Annotated in this window: 19 protein-coding genes; 13 read left to right on the top strand and 6 right to left on the bottom strand. The window is 45.8% G+C overall.

Going from position 1 to position 22,169, the window contains the following annotated elements; all coding sequences use genetic code 11:
- The first annotated feature begins 119 nt into the window (after positions 1-119).
- The 13 genes from aroK to BCU07_RS19420 all read left to right on the top strand — a co-directional run bounded on the left by aroK (position 120) and on the right by BCU07_RS19420 (position 16,188).
- Positions 120-638: a shikimate kinase AroK gene (aroK, locus tag BCU07_RS19480; RefSeq protein WP_017061125.1), complete on the top strand. Its 519-nt coding sequence runs from the start codon at positions 120-122 to the stop codon at positions 636-638.
- Positions 639-663: 25 nt separating this feature from the next.
- Positions 664-1,752, top strand: coding sequence for a 3-dehydroquinate synthase (gene aroB / locus BCU07_RS19475; RefSeq protein ID WP_102428178.1), 1,089 nt, complete (start codon positions 664-666; stop codon positions 1,750-1,752).
- Between the two features lie 79 nt (positions 1,753-1,831).
- Complete coding sequence (locus tag BCU07_RS19470) at positions 1,832-3,349, top strand: SPOR domain-containing protein (RefSeq protein ID WP_102428179.1); 1,518 nt, start codon at positions 1,832-1,834, stop codon at positions 3,347-3,349.
- Positions 3,350-3,418: 69 nt separating this feature from the next.
- The gene (locus BCU07_RS19465; RefSeq protein ID WP_102428180.1) at positions 3,419-4,267 is read left to right on the top strand and encodes a Dam family site-specific DNA-(adenine-N6)-methyltransferase; all 849 of its coding nucleotides are present in this window, start codon (positions 3,419-3,421) and stop codon (positions 4,265-4,267) included.
- 200 nt (positions 4,268-4,467) lie between these two features.
- Positions 4,468-5,142 carry a ribulose-phosphate 3-epimerase gene (gene rpe, locus BCU07_RS19460; protein WP_102428190.1) on the top strand — a complete coding sequence of 225 codons (675 nt, stop codon included), beginning with the start codon at positions 4,468-4,470 and terminating at the stop codon, positions 5,140-5,142.
- Between the two features lie 102 nt (positions 5,143-5,244).
- Positions 5,245-5,931: a phosphoglycolate phosphatase gene (locus BCU07_RS19455; RefSeq protein ID WP_017061120.1), complete on the top strand. Its 687-nt coding sequence runs from the start codon at positions 5,245-5,247 to the stop codon at positions 5,929-5,931.
- 176 nt (positions 5,932-6,107) lie between these two features.
- A complete protein-coding gene (gene trpS / locus BCU07_RS19450) occupies positions 6,108-7,124 on the top strand; it encodes a tryptophan--tRNA ligase (protein ID WP_016796005.1) in 1,017 nt (338 codons plus the stop codon).
- Positions 7,125-7,509: 385 nt separating this feature from the next.
- The gene (locus BCU07_RS19445; protein WP_102428181.1) at positions 7,510-10,104 is read left to right on the top strand and encodes an ExeM/NucH family extracellular endonuclease; all 2,595 of its coding nucleotides are present in this window, start codon (positions 7,510-7,512) and stop codon (positions 10,102-10,104) included.
- A 200-nt stretch (positions 10,105-10,304) separates the two neighbouring features.
- The gene (locus BCU07_RS19440; RefSeq protein WP_010435229.1) at positions 10,305-10,883 is read left to right on the top strand and encodes an aminodeoxychorismate/anthranilate synthase component II; all 579 of its coding nucleotides are present in this window, start codon (positions 10,305-10,307) and stop codon (positions 10,881-10,883) included.
- A 464-nt stretch (positions 10,884-11,347) separates the two neighbouring features.
- On the top strand, positions 11,348-12,559 hold the full coding sequence (locus tag BCU07_RS19435) for an aspartate aminotransferase family protein (RefSeq protein ID WP_102428182.1): 1,212 nt from the start codon (positions 11,348-11,350) through the stop codon (positions 12,557-12,559).
- 107 nt (positions 12,560-12,666) lie between these two features.
- On the top strand, positions 12,667-13,686 hold the full coding sequence (astA, locus tag BCU07_RS19430) for an arginine N-succinyltransferase (protein ID WP_017061116.1): 1,020 nt from the start codon (positions 12,667-12,669) through the stop codon (positions 13,684-13,686).
- A 39-nt stretch (positions 13,687-13,725) separates the two neighbouring features.
- Entirely contained in the window at positions 13,726-15,183 is a 1,458-nt protein-coding gene (astD, locus tag BCU07_RS19425) for a succinylglutamate-semialdehyde dehydrogenase (RefSeq protein ID WP_017066203.1), read from the top strand.
- 213 nt (positions 15,184-15,396) lie between these two features.
- Positions 15,397-16,188 carry a DUF1338 domain-containing protein gene (locus tag BCU07_RS19420; protein WP_016795267.1) on the top strand — a complete coding sequence of 264 codons (792 nt, stop codon included), beginning with the start codon at positions 15,397-15,399 and terminating at the stop codon, positions 16,186-16,188.
- Between the two features lie 177 nt (positions 16,189-16,365).
- Here BCU07_RS19420 and crp read toward each other — a convergent pair whose 3' ends face one another.
- The 6 genes from crp to BCU07_RS19390 all read right to left on the bottom strand — a co-directional run bounded on the left by crp (position 16,366) and on the right by BCU07_RS19390 (position 22,161).
- Positions 16,366-16,998, bottom strand: coding sequence for a cAMP-activated global transcriptional regulator CRP (gene crp / locus BCU07_RS19415; protein WP_004729651.1), 633 nt, complete (start codon positions 16,996-16,998; stop codon positions 16,366-16,368).
- Positions 16,999-17,237: 239 nt separating this feature from the next.
- Positions 17,238-18,107, bottom strand: coding sequence for a phosphoribulokinase (locus tag BCU07_RS19410; RefSeq protein ID WP_010435210.1), 870 nt, complete (start codon positions 18,105-18,107; stop codon positions 17,238-17,240).
- A 77-nt stretch (positions 18,108-18,184) separates the two neighbouring features.
- Complete coding sequence (locus BCU07_RS19405; RefSeq protein WP_010435208.1) at positions 18,185-18,397, bottom strand: YheU family protein; 213 nt, start codon at positions 18,395-18,397, stop codon at positions 18,185-18,187.
- A gap of 95 nt (positions 18,398-18,492) precedes the next feature.
- Positions 18,493-19,500 (bottom strand): hydrolase, encoded by a 1,008-nt coding sequence (locus BCU07_RS19400; RefSeq protein WP_102428183.1) that lies wholly within the window; start codon positions 19,498-19,500, stop codon positions 18,493-18,495.
- 271 nt (positions 19,501-19,771) lie between these two features.
- The gene (locus tag BCU07_RS19395) at positions 19,772-20,242 is read right to left on the bottom strand and encodes a TIGR02444 family protein (protein WP_102428184.1); all 471 of its coding nucleotides are present in this window, start codon (positions 20,240-20,242) and stop codon (positions 19,772-19,774) included.
- Positions 20,239-22,161, bottom strand: coding sequence for an ABC transporter ATP-binding protein (locus BCU07_RS19390; RefSeq protein WP_102428185.1), 1,923 nt, complete (start codon positions 22,159-22,161; stop codon positions 20,239-20,241). Before BCU07_RS19390 ends, BCU07_RS19395 begins: the two co-directional genes overlap by 4 nt.
- Between the last annotated feature and the right edge of the window lie 8 nt (positions 22,162-22,169).

The following is a 22,169-nucleotide window of genomic DNA, read 5'->3' as shown; positions in this document are numbered from 1 at the left end:
GGTCTTATCACGAATTATCTGTGAGGAATCGGTGCCACGGGCCTTTTAATTTCAGTACTTGTACTGACCTACCTTGTGGCGATGTCATTGAATTAACGTTGTAAATTACTGCTAAAAACATGGCTGAGAAACGCAATATTTTTCTTGTTGGCCCAATGGGCGCCGGCAAAAGTACAATTGGTAGACACCTAGCTTCCCAACTTCATATGGAGTTTCTAGACTCTGACACTGTGATCGAAGAGCGCACTGGCGCAGACATCGCATGGGTTTTTGATGTTGAGGGCGAAGAAGGTTTCCGTAAGCGCGAAGAATCTGTAATCAATGATCTGACAGAAGAACAAGGTATTGTTCTTGCGACAGGTGGTGGTTCAGTGTTGAGCAAAGAAAACCGTAACCGTCTATCTGCACGAGGCATTGTTGTATACCTAGAGACAACAATTGAAAAGCAACTTGCTCGCACTAACCGCGACAAGAAACGCCCTCTACTTCAAACAGACAACCCGCGTGATGTGCTAGAAGATCTAGCTGTATCTCGCAACGCACTATACGAAGAAGTGGCGGACTACACAGTTCGTACTGACGACCAAAGTGCAAAAGTGGTAGCCAACCAGATCGTAAAAATGCTAGAAGAACGTTAAGTTCATTTTTTCGGAGAGCAAACCCATGGAACGGATTACGGTCAATCTAGCTGAGCGTAGCTACCCTATCTCTATTGGCGCCGGGTTATTTGAAGACCCGGCGTACCTTTCTTTTTTATCAGGTAAGCAGAAAGTTGTTGTTATCAGTAATGTGACAGTAGCGCCTCTTTATGCTGATAAAATTTTATCGCTATTGGATCAAGTCGGCTGTCAGACATCTCTTCTCGAGCTGCCAGACGGTGAACAGTACAAAACCCTTGAAACGTTCAATTCAGTGATGAGCTACATGCTTGAAGGAAATTACAGCCGCGATGTGGTGGTGATTGCTTTAGGAGGTGGTGTTATCGGTGACTTGGTCGGTTTTGCTGCCTCTTGTTACCAGCGCGGTATTGATTTCATTCAAATCCCGACGACCCTTCTTTCTCAAGTGGACTCTTCTGTTGGTGGTAAAACCGCAGTAAACCATCCTCTTGGTAAGAATATGATCGGCGCTTTTTACCAACCGAAATCTGTGATCATCGATACCAACTGTTTATCAACGCTTCCAGAGCGTGAGTTTGCAGCGGGCATTGCTGAGGTGATCAAATACGGCATCATTTACGATGAAGCCTTCTTTGATTGGTTGGAGCAGAATCTAGAGAAACTTTATCAACTTGATGAAGAAGCACTGATTACCGCGATTGCTCGTTGTTGTGCAATTAAGGCTGAAGTGGTGGCTCTAGATGAAAAAGAGTCAGGAATCAGAGCGTTATTGAACCTAGGTCATACATTTGGTCATGCGATTGAAGCAGAACTAGGCTATGGTAATTGGCTACATGGTGAAGCTGTGTCGTCAGGCACTGTAATGGCAGCTAAAACAGCTCAATTACAGGGACTGATCTCTCAGCAGCAACTTGAGCGAATTATTTCTATACTCAAGAGTGCGAAACTACCAATCCATACGCCAGAAAGCATGTCTTTTGAAGACTTTATGAAGCACATGATGCGCGATAAAAAAGTGCTGTCTGGTCAGTTGCGTTTGGTATTACCAACAAGTATTGGTACTGCTGAAGTGGTTGCTGATGTGCCTCAAGACATCATTAAACAAGCGATCGATTTCTGCCGTACTCTTTAAATTTGGTTGTGAGGTTGCCTAGCTAAACTCTAGGCAACTGAAGCGTTTTACTGATCGATCTTATCAGTAGGGATCCCCAATGAGTTTGGCTCATGAATTAAGAGTATTAGAGTTAGAATCTCAAGTTGAGCTGCTAGAGCGCTTACAGCTTTTGACTAACTTTGGTTCAAACCTTGTGACGGTGGCGGGCAAAGCTGGCTCTGGCCGATCTTGGTTGGCTCAGCGTTATCTTGAAGCATGGTCGACAGAAAAAAATCAGTGTTTACTGCTTTGTCATCCAAGCCAAGACGATCAACAACGCCGTGCGCTCATTCTTAGCCAAATTGTTTCTGATCCCCTGTTTAATCAACATGATTCTTTATCGGATAGCCTAACAAGGTTACTGGATGGAGAACCGTGTAATGTGGTTATCGTCGTTGATGATGCCCAACGACTTTCTGAGCTATTGGTATCCGAATTATGGATGTTGGTACTGGAAGCTCAATCAAACCCTCAATGGACGATCAATATCGTTCTCTTCTCGGAACCTGGCCACTTAGATACGTTATTAACGCGTTTGAGCTACGGTCAACAACACAAACCTATCGATCTTGAGATCGATGACCTTTCGCAACCAGAAGCTGAACATTTCTTTGAATCACTGGTGATTCGATATGTTGATGATGAGTCTGAAACTCGCGTGCGACGTGCGTTTAGTAAAGCGCAACCTCTGCCCGGCGAGTTAATGGCTTTAGGAGAATTGAAAGTGGAAAAAAGGATTATTATTCGCTCAATCATTGGCTCACCCATCAATATCGCGATCGTGGTGGCTTTGTTATTGTTGTTAATTGGTGGTGGTTATTGGTGGATGTTCAGTCAACCAACACCAGACGATAAAGCGCAGTCGCTTATCGCTCCGATTGAACAGACAGCTATCCCAACTTTTGAAGTGGAAAGTGGTACCGAGCAAGCTGGAATCGACGGAATGGACGATTCTGAAGCCGAAGCTGACATGAGTTATCAAGGTGCTGATGACGACAGCTCATCTTTGCCACCGACTGTCGTTGAAGATACCGCGAGTGTTGGAGAAGTCGAACAAGATCAGCAGCGTGTCGTAATCACCTCTGATGTGGTTGATGCCTTGCTTGATGATAAACCTGAAAGTGCCGATACCAGTGCGATTGATGCTGCTGTTGAAGAAAACACAGGTGCCGCGGTGAGTTCGCAATCAGATGCAGACAAAGTGGAGTCACAGCCTTCAGCCGATGAAGCAACAGACCTAACACAGTCCACGCCACCGACTAAGAAAATTACATTCTCATTTTCTCGCGAAGAGTTACAAGCTATCTCTCCGCGAGCTTATACTTTGCAGTTGAGTGCGATGACCTCATTGGACGACGTACAGTCTTTCATTGAAGAGTATGACCTTGAGAACAAGGTTCGTATTTACCCAACACTTCGCAACGACACCAAGTGGTTTATTATCACTTATCAAGATTACCCAACGATTCAAGTGGCGAGAGACGCGGTAAGTGCGTTATCAAAACCCCTTCAACAGTTGGAACCTTGGGCAAAATCGATGAATCAAGTGCATCGAGAGATAGAACGTGCGAAATAACCCTGAGCTTAGCCTCAAAATATGTTACATTCCGCAGCCTTATTTTTGAGTTGATAGATAGAGCAGTAAATGAAAAAGCAGCGTGCCTTTCTAAAATGGGCTGGTGGTAAATATGGCCTAGTTGAAGACATCCAACGTCACCTGCCACCTGCTCGTAAATTGGTAGAACCGTTTGTCGGTGCCGGCTCAGTATTTCTGAATACTGACTTTGAACAGTACCTGCTTGCAGATATCAATCCCGATCTTATCAACCTGTACAACCTGCTTAAAACCGAACCTGAAACTTATATCACGGAAGCGAAGCGCTGGTTCTGTCCTGAGAACAACCGTAAAGAAGCCTTCTTAGATATTCGCGCTGAGTTCAATGGTACAGATAACGTCATGTATCGTTCATTGGCTTTCTTGTATATGAACCGATTTGGCTTCAATGGCCTATGTCGTTACAACAAGAAGGGCGGTTTTAACGTTCCATTTGGTTCTTATAAAAAACCTTACTTCCCAGAAGCTGAGCTGGAATTTTTTGCCGAGAAAGCGAAAAAAGCCACCTTCGTCTGTGAGGGATACCATGAAACCTTTAGCCGCGCGCGCAAAGGCTGTGTGGTTTACTGCGATCCTCCATACGCACCACTGTCGAACACGGCAAACTTTACCTCTTACGCAGGTAATGGCTTTAGCTTAGATGACCAAGCTGCACTGGCGGATGTTGCTGAAAAAGCAGCGATGGAACGAGGCATCCCTGTCTTGATCTCAAACCATGACACCACCTTAACGCGCCGTTTATACCATGGTGCAGAACTGAACGTGGTCAAGGTTAAGCGCACCATTAGCCGTAATGGCGCAGGGCGCAATAAAGTCGATGAGTTACTGGCACTTTTTCATAAAGAGAAAAACCAGCAACACGCTTCAGAAGAATTGTAGCGGCCAACATAACCCTCGAACTCATTAAATTGAGTGACCAACGGGTACTTTCATAAACTAATCTTTCGAACTGCTAGGATCTGCTTAGTTGCTTAGGTAGAATTGCACACCAAATAGTCTTGGAATTGAGTCTTGTATTTGTATATGAGATGTCACAAGGCGGTGATATTCGCAATTTACTCACTCTTAAGAGGTTTGGTATGAAAGATTTTCTAATCGCTCCATCGATTTTGTCTGCAGATTTTGCTCGTCTTGGTGAAGACGTAGAAAAAGTACTCGCAGCTGGTGCTGATGTTGTGCACTTCGATGTGATGGACAACCACTACGTACCTAACCTGACTTTTGGCGCGCCTATCTGTAAAGCGCTGCGCGACTACGGTATTACGGCTCCTATCGATGTTCACCTTATGGTTAAGCCAGTAGACTGCATCGTGCCTGAGTTTGCTAAAGCCGGCGCATCAATGATTACCTTCCACGTTGAAGCTTCAGAGCACATCGATCGCACTCTACAGCTAATCAAAGAGCACGGCTGTAAAGCGGGTGTGGTTCTTAACCCTGCAACGCCGCTTTCTTGCTTAGATTACATCCTAGACAAAGTAGACATGATTCTACTGATGTCTGTGAACCCAGGCTTCGGCGGTCAATCTTTCATTCCGCACACGCTAGATAAACTACGTGCTGTTCGTAAGCTGATTGATGAGTCAGGCCGTGACATTCGCCTTGAGATTGATGGCGGCGTGAAGGTTGATAACATCCGTGAAATCGCAGAAGCGGGCGCAGATATGTTCGTTGCGGGTTCAGCTATCTTCAATCAACCAGATTACAAAGAAGTGATTGATGAGATGCGTGCAGAGCTTGCAAAAGTAAACGCATAATCGTAAAACTACAGATAGATTGAATATTAAGGGGCTAATTTGCCCCTTTTTTACGTCTTATAGCTCAACTCATAAGACGAACATAATAAATAGGAAAGTAAGATGTCATTAAGCTCAATAAAACTGATCGCCTTTGATTTGGATGGAACCTTGTTAGACAGCGTGCCTGATTTGGCCGTTGCTGCTGACCAAGCTTGTCAGGAGTTGGGCTTCCCTTCAGTGAGCGAAGAACAAGTTCGCGACTACGTAGGTAATGGTGCTGATGTTCTTATCGGACGTTCACTCAGCCGTAACTTGACGGTTGACCCAAGCCTAGAGCCAGAGCTACTGAAAAAAGCACGCATCCTGTTTGATGATTTCTATGAGCAGGGCGGTCACAAGCTAAGTCACCTTTACCCATCGGTTAAAGAGACGCTGGCTGAGCTGGATAAAGCCGGCTTCACTATGGCGCTGGTTACCAACAAGCCATCGAAGTTTGTACCAGACGTACTGGCGCAACACGGTATTGATAAGTACTTTGTTGATGTGTTGGGTGGCGACTCTTTCCCAGAGAAAAAACCGAACCCAGTCGCTCTGAACTGGTTGCTAGAAAAGCACAATGTAAAAGCGGAAGAGATGTTGATGGTTGGCGATTCAAGCAACGACATTAAAGCGGCTAAGAATGCAGGTTGTCACTCGTTTGGTCTGACTTACGGTTATAACCACGGCGAGCCGATTTCAGCATCAAACCCTGACTATGTCGCGGATAACGTCGCGCAATTACTAGATGTCGTTCTAGTTTCAGCATAAAGCGGACAAAAGTTAGCTAACCTACTAGCAAAATACTTATCAATGAGTACACTGGATGAGCCGTACAGAAGAGCTGTGCGGCTTTTCTATATTTAAGTTAAGAAGCTAAGTTTTTCAGATACTAGGTTAAGAAACTAAGTTAACGAGCTTAGCGAACAAGCAAAGGAATTAAAACCATGAGCAAGCCCATCGTATTGAGTGGTGTTCAACCATCTGGTGAACTAAGTATCGGTAACTACTTGGGTGCTCTACGTCAATGGCAACAGATGCAAGATGATTACGATTGCCAATACTGTGTTGTAGACCTTCACGCAATTACGGTTCGTCAAGACCCGAAAGCACTGCATGAAGCGACTCTAGACGCATTAGCAATCTGTCTTGCTGTCGGTGTTGATCCAAAGAAGAGCACTCTATTTGTTCAGTCACACGTACCAGAGCATGCTCAACTTGGTTGGCTTCTTAACTGTTACACACAAATGGGTGAACTGAGCCGTATGACTCAGTTTAAAGATAAGTCTGCACGCCACTCAAATGACGTAAACGTAGGCCTATACGACTACCCAGTGTTGATGGCTGCAGACATCCTGCTTTACGGTGCTCACCAAGTACCTGTAGGTAGCGACCAGAAACAACACCTAGAGCTAGCGCGTGATATCGCAACTCGCTTCAATAACATCTACGGTCCTGAAACGCCAATCTTCCAAGTACCAGAACCTTACATTCCAACAGTGAATGCACGTGTAATGAGCCTGCAAGACGCGACGAAGAAGATGTCTAAGTCGGACGACAACCGTAAGAACGTGATTACTCTGCTAGAAGAGCCTAAGTCGATCATCAAGAAGATCAACAAAGCGCAAACCGATGCAGAAACACCACCACGCATTGCTCACGATTGGGAAAACAAAGCGGGTATCTCTAACCTAATGGGTCTGTACTCTGCAGCGACGGGTAAAACGTTCGAAGAGATCGAAGCGCAGTACCAAGGCGTTGAAATGTACGGTCCGTTCAAGAAAGACGTAGGCGCAGCATTGGTTGAGATGCTTGAGCCGATTCAAGCTGAATATCACCGTATCCGTGCTGACCGTGCCTACATGGACGCAGTAATGAAAGCCGGTGCTGAAAAAGCCTCTGAACGTGCTGCAGTGACACTGAAAAAAGCATACGAAGCAGTAGGTTTTGTTACTCGCCCATAGGGTGAACTAACACAACTCGCTTGAGAATTTGAGCCCAAAGTAGCTGTTGTTTACTTTGGGCTTTTTCATGCCCATTCCATTTGCCTTCCTCGAAACCCCCTTGTTTGAATTGATAATTTACCCAGTATTTAGCTAGCATATCCATCGCTGTAATGCTGTGCAGATGATCTTATTTGGTACCCTCAAGCTTTATAAAATTACACTCGTTTCTATATATGTTGGAAATATATAACGTGCCAAACAATTGATGATTCCAAAGTGATAAGTTCCTCATTTTCTTGCCAACTGACTTATTCCTTTCATAAATAAATCTGATAGTTACCACAAAATACATGACTGCCCATAGATGGCAGTGACTATAACTCGATGAACTCAGGTGAAACGGATGGCTCTTTTACACAAACCTTCATTGCTAGCAGTGGCAATTGGTAGCTTGTTAACTACAAGCGCACACGCTGATTTGTTTATTTCACAATATGTGGAAGGCGGCAGCTATAACAAAGCGGTTGAGATTGCCAATAGTGGCGATAGCAGCATTAGTTTAGATGGTTACTCATTGGCGAAATCTGCCAATGGCAACGGATCATGGGGTGCCACTTTACCTTTAGATGGACACGTTTTAGCACCCGGTGAAGTACTCGTGGTCGCACATTCTAGTGCGAGTGATGAGATTAAAGCTCAAGCTGACATCATTAATGCCTCTATCGCCAATCATAATGGTGACGACCCGCTGGCTATCTTGAATTCAGACGGCTCGGTACATGATGTTGTTGGTTTGATGGGCGATGTGGACTGGGGCAAAGATGTTACTTTGGTTCGTGCGACACAAACACCTTCTGCGACGTTTGATGCTTCACAATGGGTATCGCTACCAAAAGACAGCATTGAAGGCCTAGGTTCACTAGACAGCGTTGAACTGCCAGAAGCGTTCACTTGTACACAAGATGGCTCTGACCCAGTATTCACCACCATTCAAGAAATCCAAGGTGAGGGCGCTACATCGCCATTCATCGATGGCTACCCATACATCACCGACGATGAATATTTCGTAAAAGGTGTGGTAAGTGCGGTAACAACAGGCCTAACTAAAGGCTTCTACCTGCAAGCACTTGAGGATGATTTCAACTCAAGCACTTCTGAGGGTCTATTTATTCATACCAACCAGTCGAGCTCAGAGCTAGTAGCCGGTGATGTAGTGTGTGTGAAAGGCAAGGTTCAAGAATACTACAGCCACACTCAGCTGAAAGTAGAAAACAACCAATGGCTAAAACAGGGCGAGCAGCAGGCACCTGAAGCTACGGCGATTGAAGTGCTAGACAGTGACGAGAACTTCGCTGCAACGCTTGAACGCTACGAAGGCATGTTGGTGAAAACAACCGAAGCGCTTGATATGCGTGTGACGCGTACCTTTGGTTATGACTACGCAGGTCGTCGTAACAACATGGTACTGGCGCATGAGCGTATTAACATGCAGCCGAACCAGCTTTTCGCCGCGGGATCTGACGAAGCGAAGCAGCAAACTGAAGACAACGCAGACCGCCGTCTTTTCGTTGAAACCGATCAAAAAGCGGCTGATGGACAAGTCCCTTTCTACCCAGATTTTGGCCGCACTGATATCGACCAAGATGGTTCAACAGAAGATTACATCCGCATTGATGACACCATTGTTGGCCTAGAAGGCGTGCTGACTTACAGCTACGGTGAGTACCGTTTAATTGCGACTAACCAGATCTCGGCTGAAAACTATGTGCGTAACGATCCGCGTACCGACAACCCAGACATGGATGAAGGCGACCTACGTATTGCGACCTTCAACGTATTGAACTACTTCAACTCTCCATTTGGTGGCGACGCGAATCAGCACGGCAATAACCGTGGCGCGAACACCATCACTGAGTTTGAGATGCAGCAAGAGAAGATTGTGAACGCGATTCTTCGCTTAGATGCAGACATCATTGGCTTGATGGAAATTGAGAACAATGGCTTTGGTGAAGGCTCTGCCATTCAGCAACTTGTAAACCAACTGAATGATCGCATTGAGCGTAAGAAAGACCGTTATACCTTTGTGGCTGTCGACTCGAACGAAGACGGCGTAACCGACGAGATGGACTCTATTGGTACTGACGTTATCACAACGGGTGTTATCTACCGTAAGAAGGTGGTTAAGCTTAAAGACAGCCGTGTTATCGCGATGCCAAGCCAACAAGCACCAGAGGTGTTAGACGATTCAGGCAAGGTGATTGAAGACGGTAAGAACTACCAACGTGACTCATTGGCGCCAACCTTTAAAGTTAAAGGCACCAAAGAGAAACTCACCGTAGCGATCAACCACTTTAAATCGAAAGGCTCTAAGTGTTGGGAAGATGCTGCTCCGATTGAGCTGGGCGGCCAAGGCGGCGTTGATGCCGATAAGCAAGGTTCATGTGAGAACTTCCGTGTTGCTGCGGCGGTTGCATTAGGTGAAGCGCTCGATGGCATCAAAGGTCACAAAGTGATCCTGGGTGATATGAACTCGTACGGCATGGAAGATCCAATGCTGGTGCTAACCGATTACTCGGAAGAGAAATACGGCAAGCAGATCAAAGCAGCTCGTAATACCTACATTGATGGTGTTGAGCAGTTTGGTGATAGCGGTGCGGTGATTACGAAGAACTACGGTTATATCAATGCTGTGGCTCAAAAGCACCCAGACAGCTGGAGCTACTCATACAATGATGAAGTTGGCGCTCTAGACCACCTGCTGATCAGCGAAAGCCTGAAAGATAGGGTTGTCGATGCTACCGATTGGCACATCAATGGTGGTGAGTCGACGTTGTTTGACTACAACGAAGAGTACAAAGGTGACCTACCTAAGTACCAAGATCACTTCCGTTCATCGGATCATGATCCTGCCGTTCTTGAGCTAAGAGTAGGCGGTTCATTTGGCTTCGGTGCTCTTATGTCACTATTTGGCTTAGCAATGTGGCGTCGTCGTAAGTAGCTCAATCACAAATAGATTGGCTTGCCATACAAGTAAGCCAATTCAGATAACTTAGGGCTATCTGTAAACAATTAAGGTCAACTTAGGTTGGCCTTAATTATTGGCGAAATGCAGTTTCCACTTGCCTTTCGCCATGGGTATTGCACAATACCGCCCCTATATCTCTCAATCATTTAGTATTTAGCAAACGATTTCGACCCATGTTACTTATCATCGATAACTACGACTCTTTTACCTATAACTTGTATCAGTATTTCTGTGAGTTAGGGGTCACTGTGAAAGTTGTTCGCAACGATGAGATTGATATTGCGGGTATAGAATCGCTGAACCCTAGCCATCTTGTTATCTCTCCGGGTCCTTGTACGCCGAATGATGCGGGAATCTCTCTGCAAGTCATTGAGCACTTCGTGGGTAAGTTGCCGATCTTAGGTGTGTGTCTTGGTCATCAAGCCATTGCTCAAGTCTTTGGTGGTGAAGTGGTGAGAGCCAGACAAGTGATGCATGGTAAAACCTCTCCGATCCGTCATAACGGTAAGAGCGTTTTTCAAGGTCTCAATAATCCTCTGACTGTGACTCGTTACCACTCTTTAGTGGTGAAAAATGGTACGCTCCCTGACTGCTTTGAACTCACTTCTTGGACAGAATTTGAAGATGGCAGTATGGATGAGATCATGGGTTATCAACACAAAACCTTGCCGATTGATGCCGTCCAATTTCACCCTGAATCGATTAAAACAGAGCAAGGACACCAGCTTCTTGCTAACTTCTTAGCGCGTTGAGTGTTTAAATTTGGCTTTTCATTCGTTCAAATAAGCCAGTTAAACGTATTACCTCGTTCGTTAAGCGTTTTAATTCGGGCGCGCCGCGTCTTCATCCCTCTGACGCCGATCACTTTTTATAACATTTCTCCCTCTTCCGGCTAAGTTTTTAGTCTATGCAATATTATTCGCCTTATTTCCTCTCGAACCCCTTATACCGCTGTACCAGTAAGGCTTTGCTGTTGATGGATAGACGTTTAGTTAAAAAAAGCTTCATAAAACAGATTGTTTGATGCATAAATAGTCATAGGTAGTGACGTTTAGCTGGTTGTTAGGGATGGCTAAAGAATAATCTACTATTGAAAAGGTTAATTAAATGTAAATATAATGCTGCAGCGGGATTATGGCGGGACAAAATATCTTTATCTCACTTATGAACCATTACGCTTATTTGCGAAGCTTGCGGTATCGAGAAGGAATGTACGATGACAGTGGAAAATAATGTAGAACGTAGTCTTTTTAATGAGGTGATGGTGCCTTGTTATAACCCAATGGAAATGATCCCGGTAAAAGGGGAAGGCGCACGCGTTTGGGACCAACAAGGCCGAGAGTATATCGACTTTGCTGGCGGTATCGCTGTGAGCTGCTTGGGTCACTGTCACCCAGCAATGGTGAATGCCGTTACTGAGCAAGCAAACAAGATTTGGCATCTGAGTAACGTGATGACCAACGAACCTGCACTGCGTCTAGCGAAGAAGCTAACCGACGTATGTTTTGCAGAAAAAGTATTTTTTGCCAACTCTGGCGCAGAAGCGAATGAAGCAGCATTGAAGTTGGCTCGTCGTTGGGCGGCAGATGTTCATGGCCCTGAGAAATCTGAAATCATTGCATTCAAACAAGGTTTCCATGGTCGTACTTTCTTTACTGTAACTGTAGGTGGTCAAGAAGCTTACTCAGATGGCTTCGGTCCAAAACCTGGCGATGTAACTCACCTACCTTACAACGATATTGCCGCTCTAGAAGCGCATATCTCTGTTCGCACTTGTGCCATCATGATGGAACCTCTGCAAGGCGAGGGCGGTATCATCTCTCCAACGGCTGAGTTCGTGAATACGGTTCGTGAACTGTGTGACAAGCACAATGCATTGTTGATTTTTGATGAAGTACAAACAGGTAATGGTCGTACTGGTAACTTCTATGCTTACCAAGGTCTGGGCGTGACGCCAGACATTCTAAGCACAGCGAAGTCTCTAGGTGGCGGTTTCCCTATCGGCGCAATGCTGACGACGTCTGAACTGGCTACACACCTTAAGGTTGGTACGCACGGTTCTACATACGGTGGTAACCCACTGGCGTGTGCGGTAGCTGAAGCAGTGGTTGACGTAGTTAGCCAACCTGAGACTCTAGAAGGCGTAAAAGAGCGTGAAGCGCTATTCCGTGATGGTCTAACTAAGATTAACGACAAATACCAAATTTTCAGTGAGATTCGTGGTAAAGGCCTATTGTTAGGTGCTGCACTGAATGACGAATGGCAAGGGCGTGCGCGTGACGTATTAGTAGCAGCAGGCGAGCAAGGCCTAATGGTACTGGTTGCGGGTGCAAACGTGGTTCGTTTTACTCCATCACTGGTTATCACTAAACAAGAAATTGAAGAAGGTTTATCAAAACTAGACAAAGCAATCGCTACGCTAGTTTAGCCTGAGCGGCGTCATAGGAATGATCGCCATTAGAGCGATCTCATGACGTACTGCTAAAGGCCCAAGCTTCTGGTTTTGGGCCTATTTTGCATCTGGAGGGAATATTGATGCTAGTTGTTCGCCCAATAAAACTGTCTGATTACGATGCGCTGCACACCTGTGCAGTTGAATCAGGTCATGGATTCACATCTCTTCCGGTTAACGAAGAATTGTTAACTAACCGAATTACCCATTCTGAATACAGCTTTGCGAAAGCAGACGTGACCGAACCCGGTGATGAAGGCTATCTAATGGTGGGTTTCGACGCTGAAACTGGCGAAGTTGCTGGTACAACGGGTATCGAAGCTTCCATTGGCTGGGATGTGCCTTTTTACTCGTACCACATCAGTAAAGTGGTTCACTCTTCACAGCGCCTTAAAGTGAATAACGTGGTTAAGCTGTTGACGTTTGGTAATAACTACACAGGCTGCAGCGAAATTTGTACGCTGTTCTTACGTCCTGATTACCGCAAAGGCTTAAACGGTCGACTGATGTCTAAGTGTCGTTTCCTACTGATGGCTGAGCACCCAGAGCGTTTCTCAAAAACGATCTTTGCTGAGATGCGTGGTGTATCAGATGCGGAAGGCAATTCTCCTTTCTGGCAATGGCTGCAAGAACATTTCTTCTCGATTGACTTCACGCTTGCCGATTACCTAACCGGTATTGGTAAGAAAGGCTTCATTGCTGACCTAATGCCTAAGCTACCTATCTACGTGAACCTACTGAGCAAAGAAGCTCAAGCGGTGATCGGAGAGGTACATGACAATACGCGCCCTGCACTTAAGTTGCTGGAACGTGAAGGTTTCACCAACCGTGGTTATGTCGACATCTTTGATGCAGGCCCAACGGTTGAGTGTGATCTAAGAAACATCGAATCTGTGCGTCACTCAATTCGAGCACAGGTTCAAATTGCAGAGCACTCTAGCTCTAAAGACTTCCTAATTGGTAATACCTCGTTTGAGAACTTCCGCGCAGTAGCCGCGAAAGGTGCGTATGACCAAGCAAGCGACACAGTGATTTTATCATCTGAAGTAGCGAGCGCTCTTGAAGTAAAAGAAGGCGAATTCGTTCGCATGTTGGCTCAGTAAGAGCGGCGATTATCTGTCGAAGATTTTAAGGATAGAAGTATGACTCAGTGGATAGCAGGACAGTGGGTGGCAGGTCAAGGTGACGCCATGACATCAGTAAGCCCATACAACAATGAAGTAGTGTGGCAGGGTGATAGCGCAACACCAGCGCAGGTTGAATCTGCAGTAGCAGCAGCTCGTGAAGCCTTCTTGGTTTGGAAAAAATTGAGCTTTGCAGAGCGTGAAGCGATCGTGTTGAACTTTGCTGAGAAGGTAAAAGAGAACAGCGAAGAGATTGCACAGATTATTGCAAAAGAGACGGGTAAACCGATTTGGGAAACTCGCACTGAAGCGGGCGCGATGGCAGGCAAGATCGCCATCTCTATCCGTGCTTACCACGAGCGTACAGGTGAAGCTTCACGTGAAGCGGCTGGCAACCAAATTGTACTTCGTCACCGTCCATTGGGCGTGATGGCGGTATTTGGGCCTTATAACTTCCCTGGTCATCTACCTAACGGTCATATTGTTCCAGCTCTGCTATCGGGCAACACCGTAGTATTCAAGCCTTCAGAGCAGACACCTTGGACGGGTGAATTCGCAATGAAGCTATGGCAAGAAGCGGGTCTTCCTGCTGGCGTAATCAACCTAGTGCAAGGCGCTAAAGAGACAGGTATCGCACTGGCTGATGCTAAAGGTCTTGATGGCGTGCTATTTACGGGTAGTGCGAATACTGGTCATATCCTGCATCGTCAATTCGCGGGCCAACCGGGCAAGATGCTGGCACTAGAAATGGGCGGCAACAACCCTATGGTGATCAGCGACCAATACGGTGATGCAGACGCAACGGTATACACTATCATCCAATCGGCGTTCATCAGTGCTGGTCAGCGTTGTACATGTGCTCGTCGCTTGTATGTGCCTGTTGGCGAGAAGGGCGATCTGCTTCTAGATAAACTGGTCGCAGCTACGCAAAAGATTCGTGTCGATCAGCCTTTCGCGGAACCAGCTCCTTTCATGGGCCCTCAGATCTCTGAAGCTGCCGCTAAATTTATTCTAGACGCGCAAGCTAATCTGCAATCGTTAGGTGGTGTCAGCCTAGTAGAAGCAAAAGCGGGTCAAGCGGCGTTTGTTTCTCCGGGCATTATCGATGCAACCAATATTGCTGAACTGCCGGATGAAGAGTACTTCGGTCCATTGCTACAAGTTGTTCGTTACCAGTCACTAGAGCAAGCGGTTGAGTTAGCGAACGACACTCGTTTTGGTTTGTCTGCGGGTCTTGTATCAACAGATGATTCTGAATGGGAATACTTCGTTGACCATATCCGTGCGGGTATTGTTAACCGTAACCGTCAGCTAACAGGCGCAAGTGGTGATGCACCATTTGGTGGTCCGGGTGCTTCAGGCAACCTACGCCCAAGTGCTTACTATGCGGCGGACTACTGTGCTTATCCTATGGCTTCAATGGAAGGCGGTGAAACTCAACTTCCAGCAACGTTTAGCCCGGGTATTGAGCTTTAATTTAGGCTAATGAGTCTTAGGCTCATGCGTTAAGCTTGAAATAGGGAAGTGGTGTTATCGCTTTCCTTTTCCATCACGTCCGACACCTAGATTGGGCGGTAGATAATAATAGAAAAAGTATGTCACAGGCTGATGGCTGCTGACTCTGTGTCTCAGCCTCTCCCTCTCTTATCCAAATTACTAGCTTGCTAGAACCTTTGACAAGGAGTCACCATGACGCCCGATCTACTCTTTAAATCACTTTGGGACGATTACATTCACAGGCTTTGTCCATCGGCTGAGAAAGTACATCACTTGCTGAAAGAAGACGAAGCTCTGATTAATGATCACATTGCACTGCGTACTTTCAATGTTGCTCCGCTAGGTATTGAAACATTGGCTAAGCCTTTCCTTGAGCTAGGTTATAAAGCGTGTGGCGATTACTTGTTTGAGAGTAAGAAGCTAGTCGCGAAGCATTACGAGCACCCAGATCCAAATCAACCTAAAGTGTTCATTAGTGAGTTGAAGGTCGAAGAGTGTTCAAGTGACTTACAACAGATCGTTGCTAAATTGGTTGAGCAAGTCGACGTAAGCAAGCTTCAAGGCCATGAATTCTTGTTTGGTGGTCGTCTATGGGACTTGAGCTTCGCAGATTTCCAAGTGCTTGCAAAAGAGAGTGAATACGCGTCTTGGCTCGCAGCTCATGGTTACGGTGCCAACCACTTTACAGTGAGCGTTAATCAACTCGATGCTTTTGATGAAGTGCAGGCAGTGAATGATTATTTGAGCGAATCAGGCTTCACGATCAATGCATCTGGTGGCGAGGTTAAAGGCTCTCCAGAGGTCTTATTAGAGCAATCATCAACAATGGCAGATAAAGTCCCAGTTTCATTTGTTGAGGGCAATGAGATGATTCCTGGAGGCTTCTATGAGTTCGCTAAGCGTTATGCGATGGCTAATGGTGAGCTTTATACCGGTTTTGTGGCAGCATCGGCTGACAAGATCTTCGAAAGCACTAACGGTTAAAGAAAGATACGAGTACGGACTTTACCCTAAAGATGCAGATAGGCTTCGCTTCGAGAGTGTTTGCGCTTCGAAGCTGTAGGTGTTTCATTCGTATTTTCTTTGTAGATCTTTAGAAAACAAAAAAGCCACCAAATTTGCATTTGGTGGCTTTCAAATTTTAGGCTCAGTTAATCGAGATTAACGAGTGCCATATACCACGATAGTTTTACCGTGTGCAGAAATTAGGTTCTGCTCTTCTAGCATCTTCAAGATACGACCAACTGTCTCACGAGAACAACCAACGATCTGGCCAATCTCTTGGCGAGTGATCTTGATTTGCATGCCGTCAGGGTGAGTCATTGCATCTGGTTGTTTTGCTAGGTTTAGTAGCGTTTGTGCGATACGACCAGTTACGTCAAGGAACGCTAAGTCACCAACTTTTTGGCTAGTTACTTGTAGACGGTTTGCCATTTGCGCTGATAGACGCATTAGGATGTCTGGGTTCACTTGGATAAGTTGACGGAATTTCTTGAAAGAAATTTCAGCTACTTCACAAGGAGATTTTGCACGAACCCAAGCTGTACGCTCTTGGTCTTCTTCGAATAAGCCTAGCTCACCGATGAAGTCGCCTTGGTTTAGGTAAGAAAGAATCATTTCCTTACCTTCTTCGTCTTTGATAAGAACTGCCACAGAACCTTTAACAATGTAGTACAAGGTTTCTGCCTTTTCACCAGCATGAATCAAAGTACTTTTTGATGGGTACTTATGAATATGACAGTGTGAAAGGAACCACTCTAATGTTGGATCGGTTTGAGGTTTACCTAGAACCATAATATCTCACTTCCTCTGCAGGGTATGCTTGCCGCTTTCCGTATTTTAGCTAAGCCTGGATTGACTTGTAGGATAAGAGCACTCGTTGAGCGCTGCAAGCTATCTTGTGTTTCGTTTAAGAATAGTATCCTTTTTCAGGTACTATTTCTTGATTTTAATCGTGACCAAGCTACGATTCTTTACGCAAAATTGTGCACATGATCACGGTATGAAAAGTAATCAACCAGAATGGTGCTCTGTTAACCAATTTTTCCGGTTTCGATGAGTTGTTGTAGGATCGGCCTTACAATGAGCTCCATAGCAAAACTCATCTTCCCTCCTGGTACCACAAGCGTGTTGTGGCGAGACATAAATGAGCCATCAATCATAGCTAAAAGGTAAGGGAAATCGACGTTTTTGATGCCGCGCAAACGTATAACAACGAAGCTTTCGTCTAAACTTGGAATCCCTTTGGCGTTGAGAGGGTTAGATGTATCTACGGTTGGAACACGCTGAAAGTTGATGTGAGTGCGCGAAAATTGCGGGGTAATGTAGTTAAGGTAATCATCCATCGAACGAACAATGGAATCCATTACTGCTTCACGAGAATGACCACGATCGCGTGTGTCGCGAACGAATTTCTGGATCCATTCTAAGTTGACGATAGGTACCATGCCAATCAGCAAATCGACGTGTTGAGAAACGTTAATGTCGCCATCAACCACACCGCCGTGCAGGCCTTCGTAAAACATCACATCGGAGTTTTCAGGGATCTCTTGCCATGGCGTGAAGGTGCCCGGCATTTGATTGTAAGGCACGGCTTCATCGAAGGTGTGTAGGTAGCTTCTTACTTTACCTGTACCTTCGTTACCGTATTTACGGAAGAACTCTTCTAGCGCACCAAAGTCGTTGGCTTGAGGACCAAAGTAGCTGATGTGCTTACCTTGCTCGCGCGCTTTACGGATCTCGACATCCATCTCTGGGCGAGTGAAGCGATGGAAACTATCCCCTTCAACCCAAGCGGCCTTCACGTCCATCATATTGAACATTTTACGGAAGGCTTCTGAGGTGGTGGTGGTGCCGGCTCCAGATGAACCCGTCACCGCAATAATTGGATGTTTAGCGGACATGACAACCCTTGTCTTTTGAGTAACTTACTTGTTAGCAATCGTTTACCACTATAACACGGCTCCTTTATGAGCGCAGCTTAGAAGCGTTTTGTGACTTGAATATCAACGGTTTCATGGAGCTCAGAAAACACAATGCTGACTTCTCCTGAAGCTAATTGATGTTTCACTTGATCAATCTTGTTTTGCAGTGAAACCTCTACGTCGCCGTAGTCTGTGCCTTCACGCAGCACGAACTCTTTGATGAGGTTTTCCAGTGTCTCTGGCGCAATGTCTTGCCATGGGATGATCATAAATACTTCTCTCTTTTATGTTCATAAATAGGTTTATTGATGTAGAAATGCGTGTGCTTAGTATTGTTTTACTTCTATTTACTAAGGCTCGGTCATTATGCCGAATCTTGGATACTTTCATAGTAGGCAGGCAAGGCTTCTTCTAACCAAAACCTTGGCTTGAGTGTACTGCCAGTAATAAACCCAACATGGCCGCCTTTTTGAAACAGTCGATAATCGATGTTATCGGGCAGAACAAATTTTGGGATCACATCATCGGTCATGAAAGGGTCGTCTTTGGCATGAATGATCTGAGTCGGTAGTTTGATCTTATTGAGCTTAGGCAGAGCAGAACATTTCGCATAATAATCTTGGGCATTTTTGAAGCCGTGCAGAGGCGCAGTGATTCGTTCATCAAACTCATACAGTTTGGTGATGTTCTTGATGGCTTCAGCGGTGATGCCAAGTTTTTCCTGCAGCAGGTTAACCTTTTTTAGCGCATTCGATTTTAGAGAGTTGAGCAGGTACTTCTTATAGAGCTTGGAGAAACCACGCTCAATACGACTAGAGCAACACGCTAAGTCAAAAGGAGCAGATACGATGGTCGCCGCCGACAGCAATGGGTCGTCTGCGTACTCAGCCAAGTAGTTCGCCAGCATGTTTCCGCCTAGAGATATACCAACCGCAACCTTTGGGTTATTGGGAAATTGCGCGTGTAAGTGTCGTAGAAAGAAACGAGCATCTTCTACTTCTCCTGAATGGTACGCGCGAGCCAAGCGATTCGGTTTTCCGCTGCATCCTCTAAAGTGCATCATCACGGATAACCAACCATCTTTAGCAAACGCATTCATCAGTCCATTGGCGTAAGGGCTTTCAAAGCTGCCTTCCAAACCGTGGAATAGAACGAAAATGGGCTTATTATTCGCATCTCCTCTGCTTTTATTATCACTATTGGGGCTATCTCCCTTCGGGTCCTCGCTCCATGAAAGGTCGAGGAAATCACCGTCGGGAGTTTCTAAGGTTTGCCATTGAGGATCAAATAACGCCTGCTTTCTAATAAACCGTGGCACTAAGGTTTGTAAGTGCGGATTAGAGAGACCAGCCGCTGCGGTAAATATTGTCATAAAACAGTCCATGCTTCTTTTATGGGCTTTGATAAAGTGTTGAGCTTTTAGTGAAACGCCCATGTTTTTATTTGAGCTTGGTTGATTCTCGGCATAAGCGCAAGAGTTTCACTCATACAGGTTACAAAACAGGTTGTAGGTAACTGGTTGAATACTATCGAGGTTAAGCTCTATATATTGCTAATAATCCGAGCCACCATCGCGTGAACACGAAGAACGATAGTCCCCAATAAGCTTGGATCTTGATCTAACAAAAGGAAAAGGGAATGCCTTAGGGCTGAGGGGTTGGTTCAGAAAAAGCAACATAGAGGTTTTCAGCCCCTAATAAACGACAGTACTGAAAAGTGAGCGGTGATTGCTGGTTAGCGTACAGCTGTAGGGAGTTTATACAGTCGACCAGATCGGACTGTTGTTGCTTTTCAAGCTGTAACTCAAACTTTAGCGCTTCACGGTATATCGAGTCGACAACGTGTGCTTTGAGATGTTTACGTAGCTCTCGATAGCTATGAAGCAGGGTTTCAGAGCGGCTCAAGCACTGTTGAACCTTGTGCCACTCCTCTTCAGCAAAAGACAATTGCTGCTCATCAAGCCATTTGAGAAGCAGCAGTAGATTGACGTTGCCGTGGAACTGGTTTTGCAAAGCTAGGCACGCATCCTTTACACCGCGCACACTGTAATACTGAAGGCTAAATTGCCATAGTCGTTCCAGTGTTAGTGATATTGGGGCGTGCTCTGGACTCATAAGCTATCCATATCCTGTTCCATCTGCTCAAGCTCTTCTTGAGTGGACATCCAATCCATTTCAACTTCTTCTAGCTGTGACTTACTGCTCGCTTGGAGAGCGAGTACTTTATTCAGTTTAGCCTTATTTTCAGCTTCATACAGTGAAGTGTCGGATAATTCTTGTTCGGCTTCTTCAAGAGCCTGCGTTAACTTATCCATCTGCTTTTCAAATTGAGTGAGCTTTTTACGAAGTGGTGCCGTCAGTTTACGGAACTCGGCTTCTTTTCGTTTCTGCTCTTTTTTCGCTGCTGCACTGTTGGCGCCGTCTTTTGCTGGTGCCAATGCTTGTGCTTCTTTGCGTTCAACTTTCTGCTGTTCGGTTAGCCACTTGTAGTAATCGCTTAGGTCACCATCAAACGGTGCCACTTGGCGGTCGTGTACCAAATACAAATCATCGGTAGTCGCACGGAGTAGGTAACGGTCATGCGATACGATAACCATTGCGCCTTCAAACGTCTGCAATGCAAACGTCAGCGCCTGACGCATGTCGAGATCCAAGTGGTTGGTTGGTTCATCGAGCAGCAACAGATTCGGTTTTTGCCATACTAGTAGCGCCAGAACTAAACGCGCTTTTTCACCGCCTGAGAAGGGGGCTACTTTATCGAGCGCTTTTTCACCTTGGAAACCGAAGCTACCTAGGTAATCACGCAGTTGTTGCTCTGTGTGTTTAGGGGCAATCTGCATCATGTGTTGCAGCGGTGTTTCTTCTGGGTGCAGCGTCTCTAACTGGTGCTGTGCAAAGTAACCCATCTTAACGCCTTGTGAATAGCTCAGTTCACCACCTTGCTGTTTCAGTTCGCCAGAAAGGAGTTTAATCAGCGTTGACTTACCAGCGCCATTTCGGCCAAGCAAACCAATACGACTGCCCGGTACTAGGTTCAAGCGAATCTTTTCTAGAATCAGATTGTCATCATAGCCCGCTGATACTTCATCCATCATCATGATTGGGTTTGGTAGTGCGTCTGGTTCTCTAAATTCAAAGCTGAATGGGTTATCAAACTGAGCAGGCAGCACTTGTTCCATTTTCTCTAGCGCTTTAATACGGCTTTGCGCTTGGCGAGCCTTTGAAGCTTTGTAACGGAAACGGTCAATGTAGCTCTGCATGTGAGACATCTGTTTCTGCTGCTTTTGGTACATCGCTTGTTGCAGAATCAGTTTTTGCGCTCGTTGGGTTTCGAACGATGAGTAGTTACCCGTGTACTCATTGAGCTGTTGGTTTTCAACGTGCACGATGCGGTTGACGATAGGGTCTAAGAAGTCTCTATCGTGCGAGATAAGCACTAGCGTGCCAGGGTAGCTTTGTAACCAACGCTCGAGCCACATTACTGCGTCTAAATCCAAGTGGTTGGTAGGCTCATCGAGTAGCAGTAGGTCACTGCGACACAGTAGGGCTTGCGCTAGGTTCAAACGCATACGCCAACCACCTGAGAATTGAGTCAGGTTCCATGTCATTTGTTCTTGGCTAAAGCCTAGGCCATCCAGTAACTCGGCAGCACGTGCTTTGATGCTGTAACCACCAATGGTTTCAATTTTGCCGTGGATCTCTGCTACTAATGTGCCGTTGTCGGCTTGTTCAGCTTTCTCTAGTTGATCTTCAAGGCCACGATATTCACGGTCGCCATCAATCGCGTATTCAATCGCTGTTCTTTCTAGTGCTGGCGTTTCTTGAGCAACCCAAGCCATTTCCCAATGGGCTGGTTTACTGAATGAGCCAGCATCAATAGACAGCTCGTCTTTAATTAAGGCGAACAGCGTAGATTTACCACAGCCGTTTTTACCAACCAAACCGATCTTGTCGCCAGGATGAAAAGTCGCAGATGCTTGGTCGAGGAGTGGCTTACCGCCGCGTAGCAATTGAATATCAGAGAAAGTAATCATATAGAGGT

Origin of the sequence: Vibrio sp. 10N.261.54.E10 (genome assembly GCF_002877735.2) — a bacterium.
In the GTDB taxonomy this organism is placed as follows: Bacteria; Pseudomonadota; Gammaproteobacteria; order Enterobacterales; family Vibrionaceae; genus Vibrio; species Vibrio crassostreae_C.
Note: the sequence above shows the minus strand (reverse complement) of the source record. Positions and strands in the feature narration are given on the sequence as shown.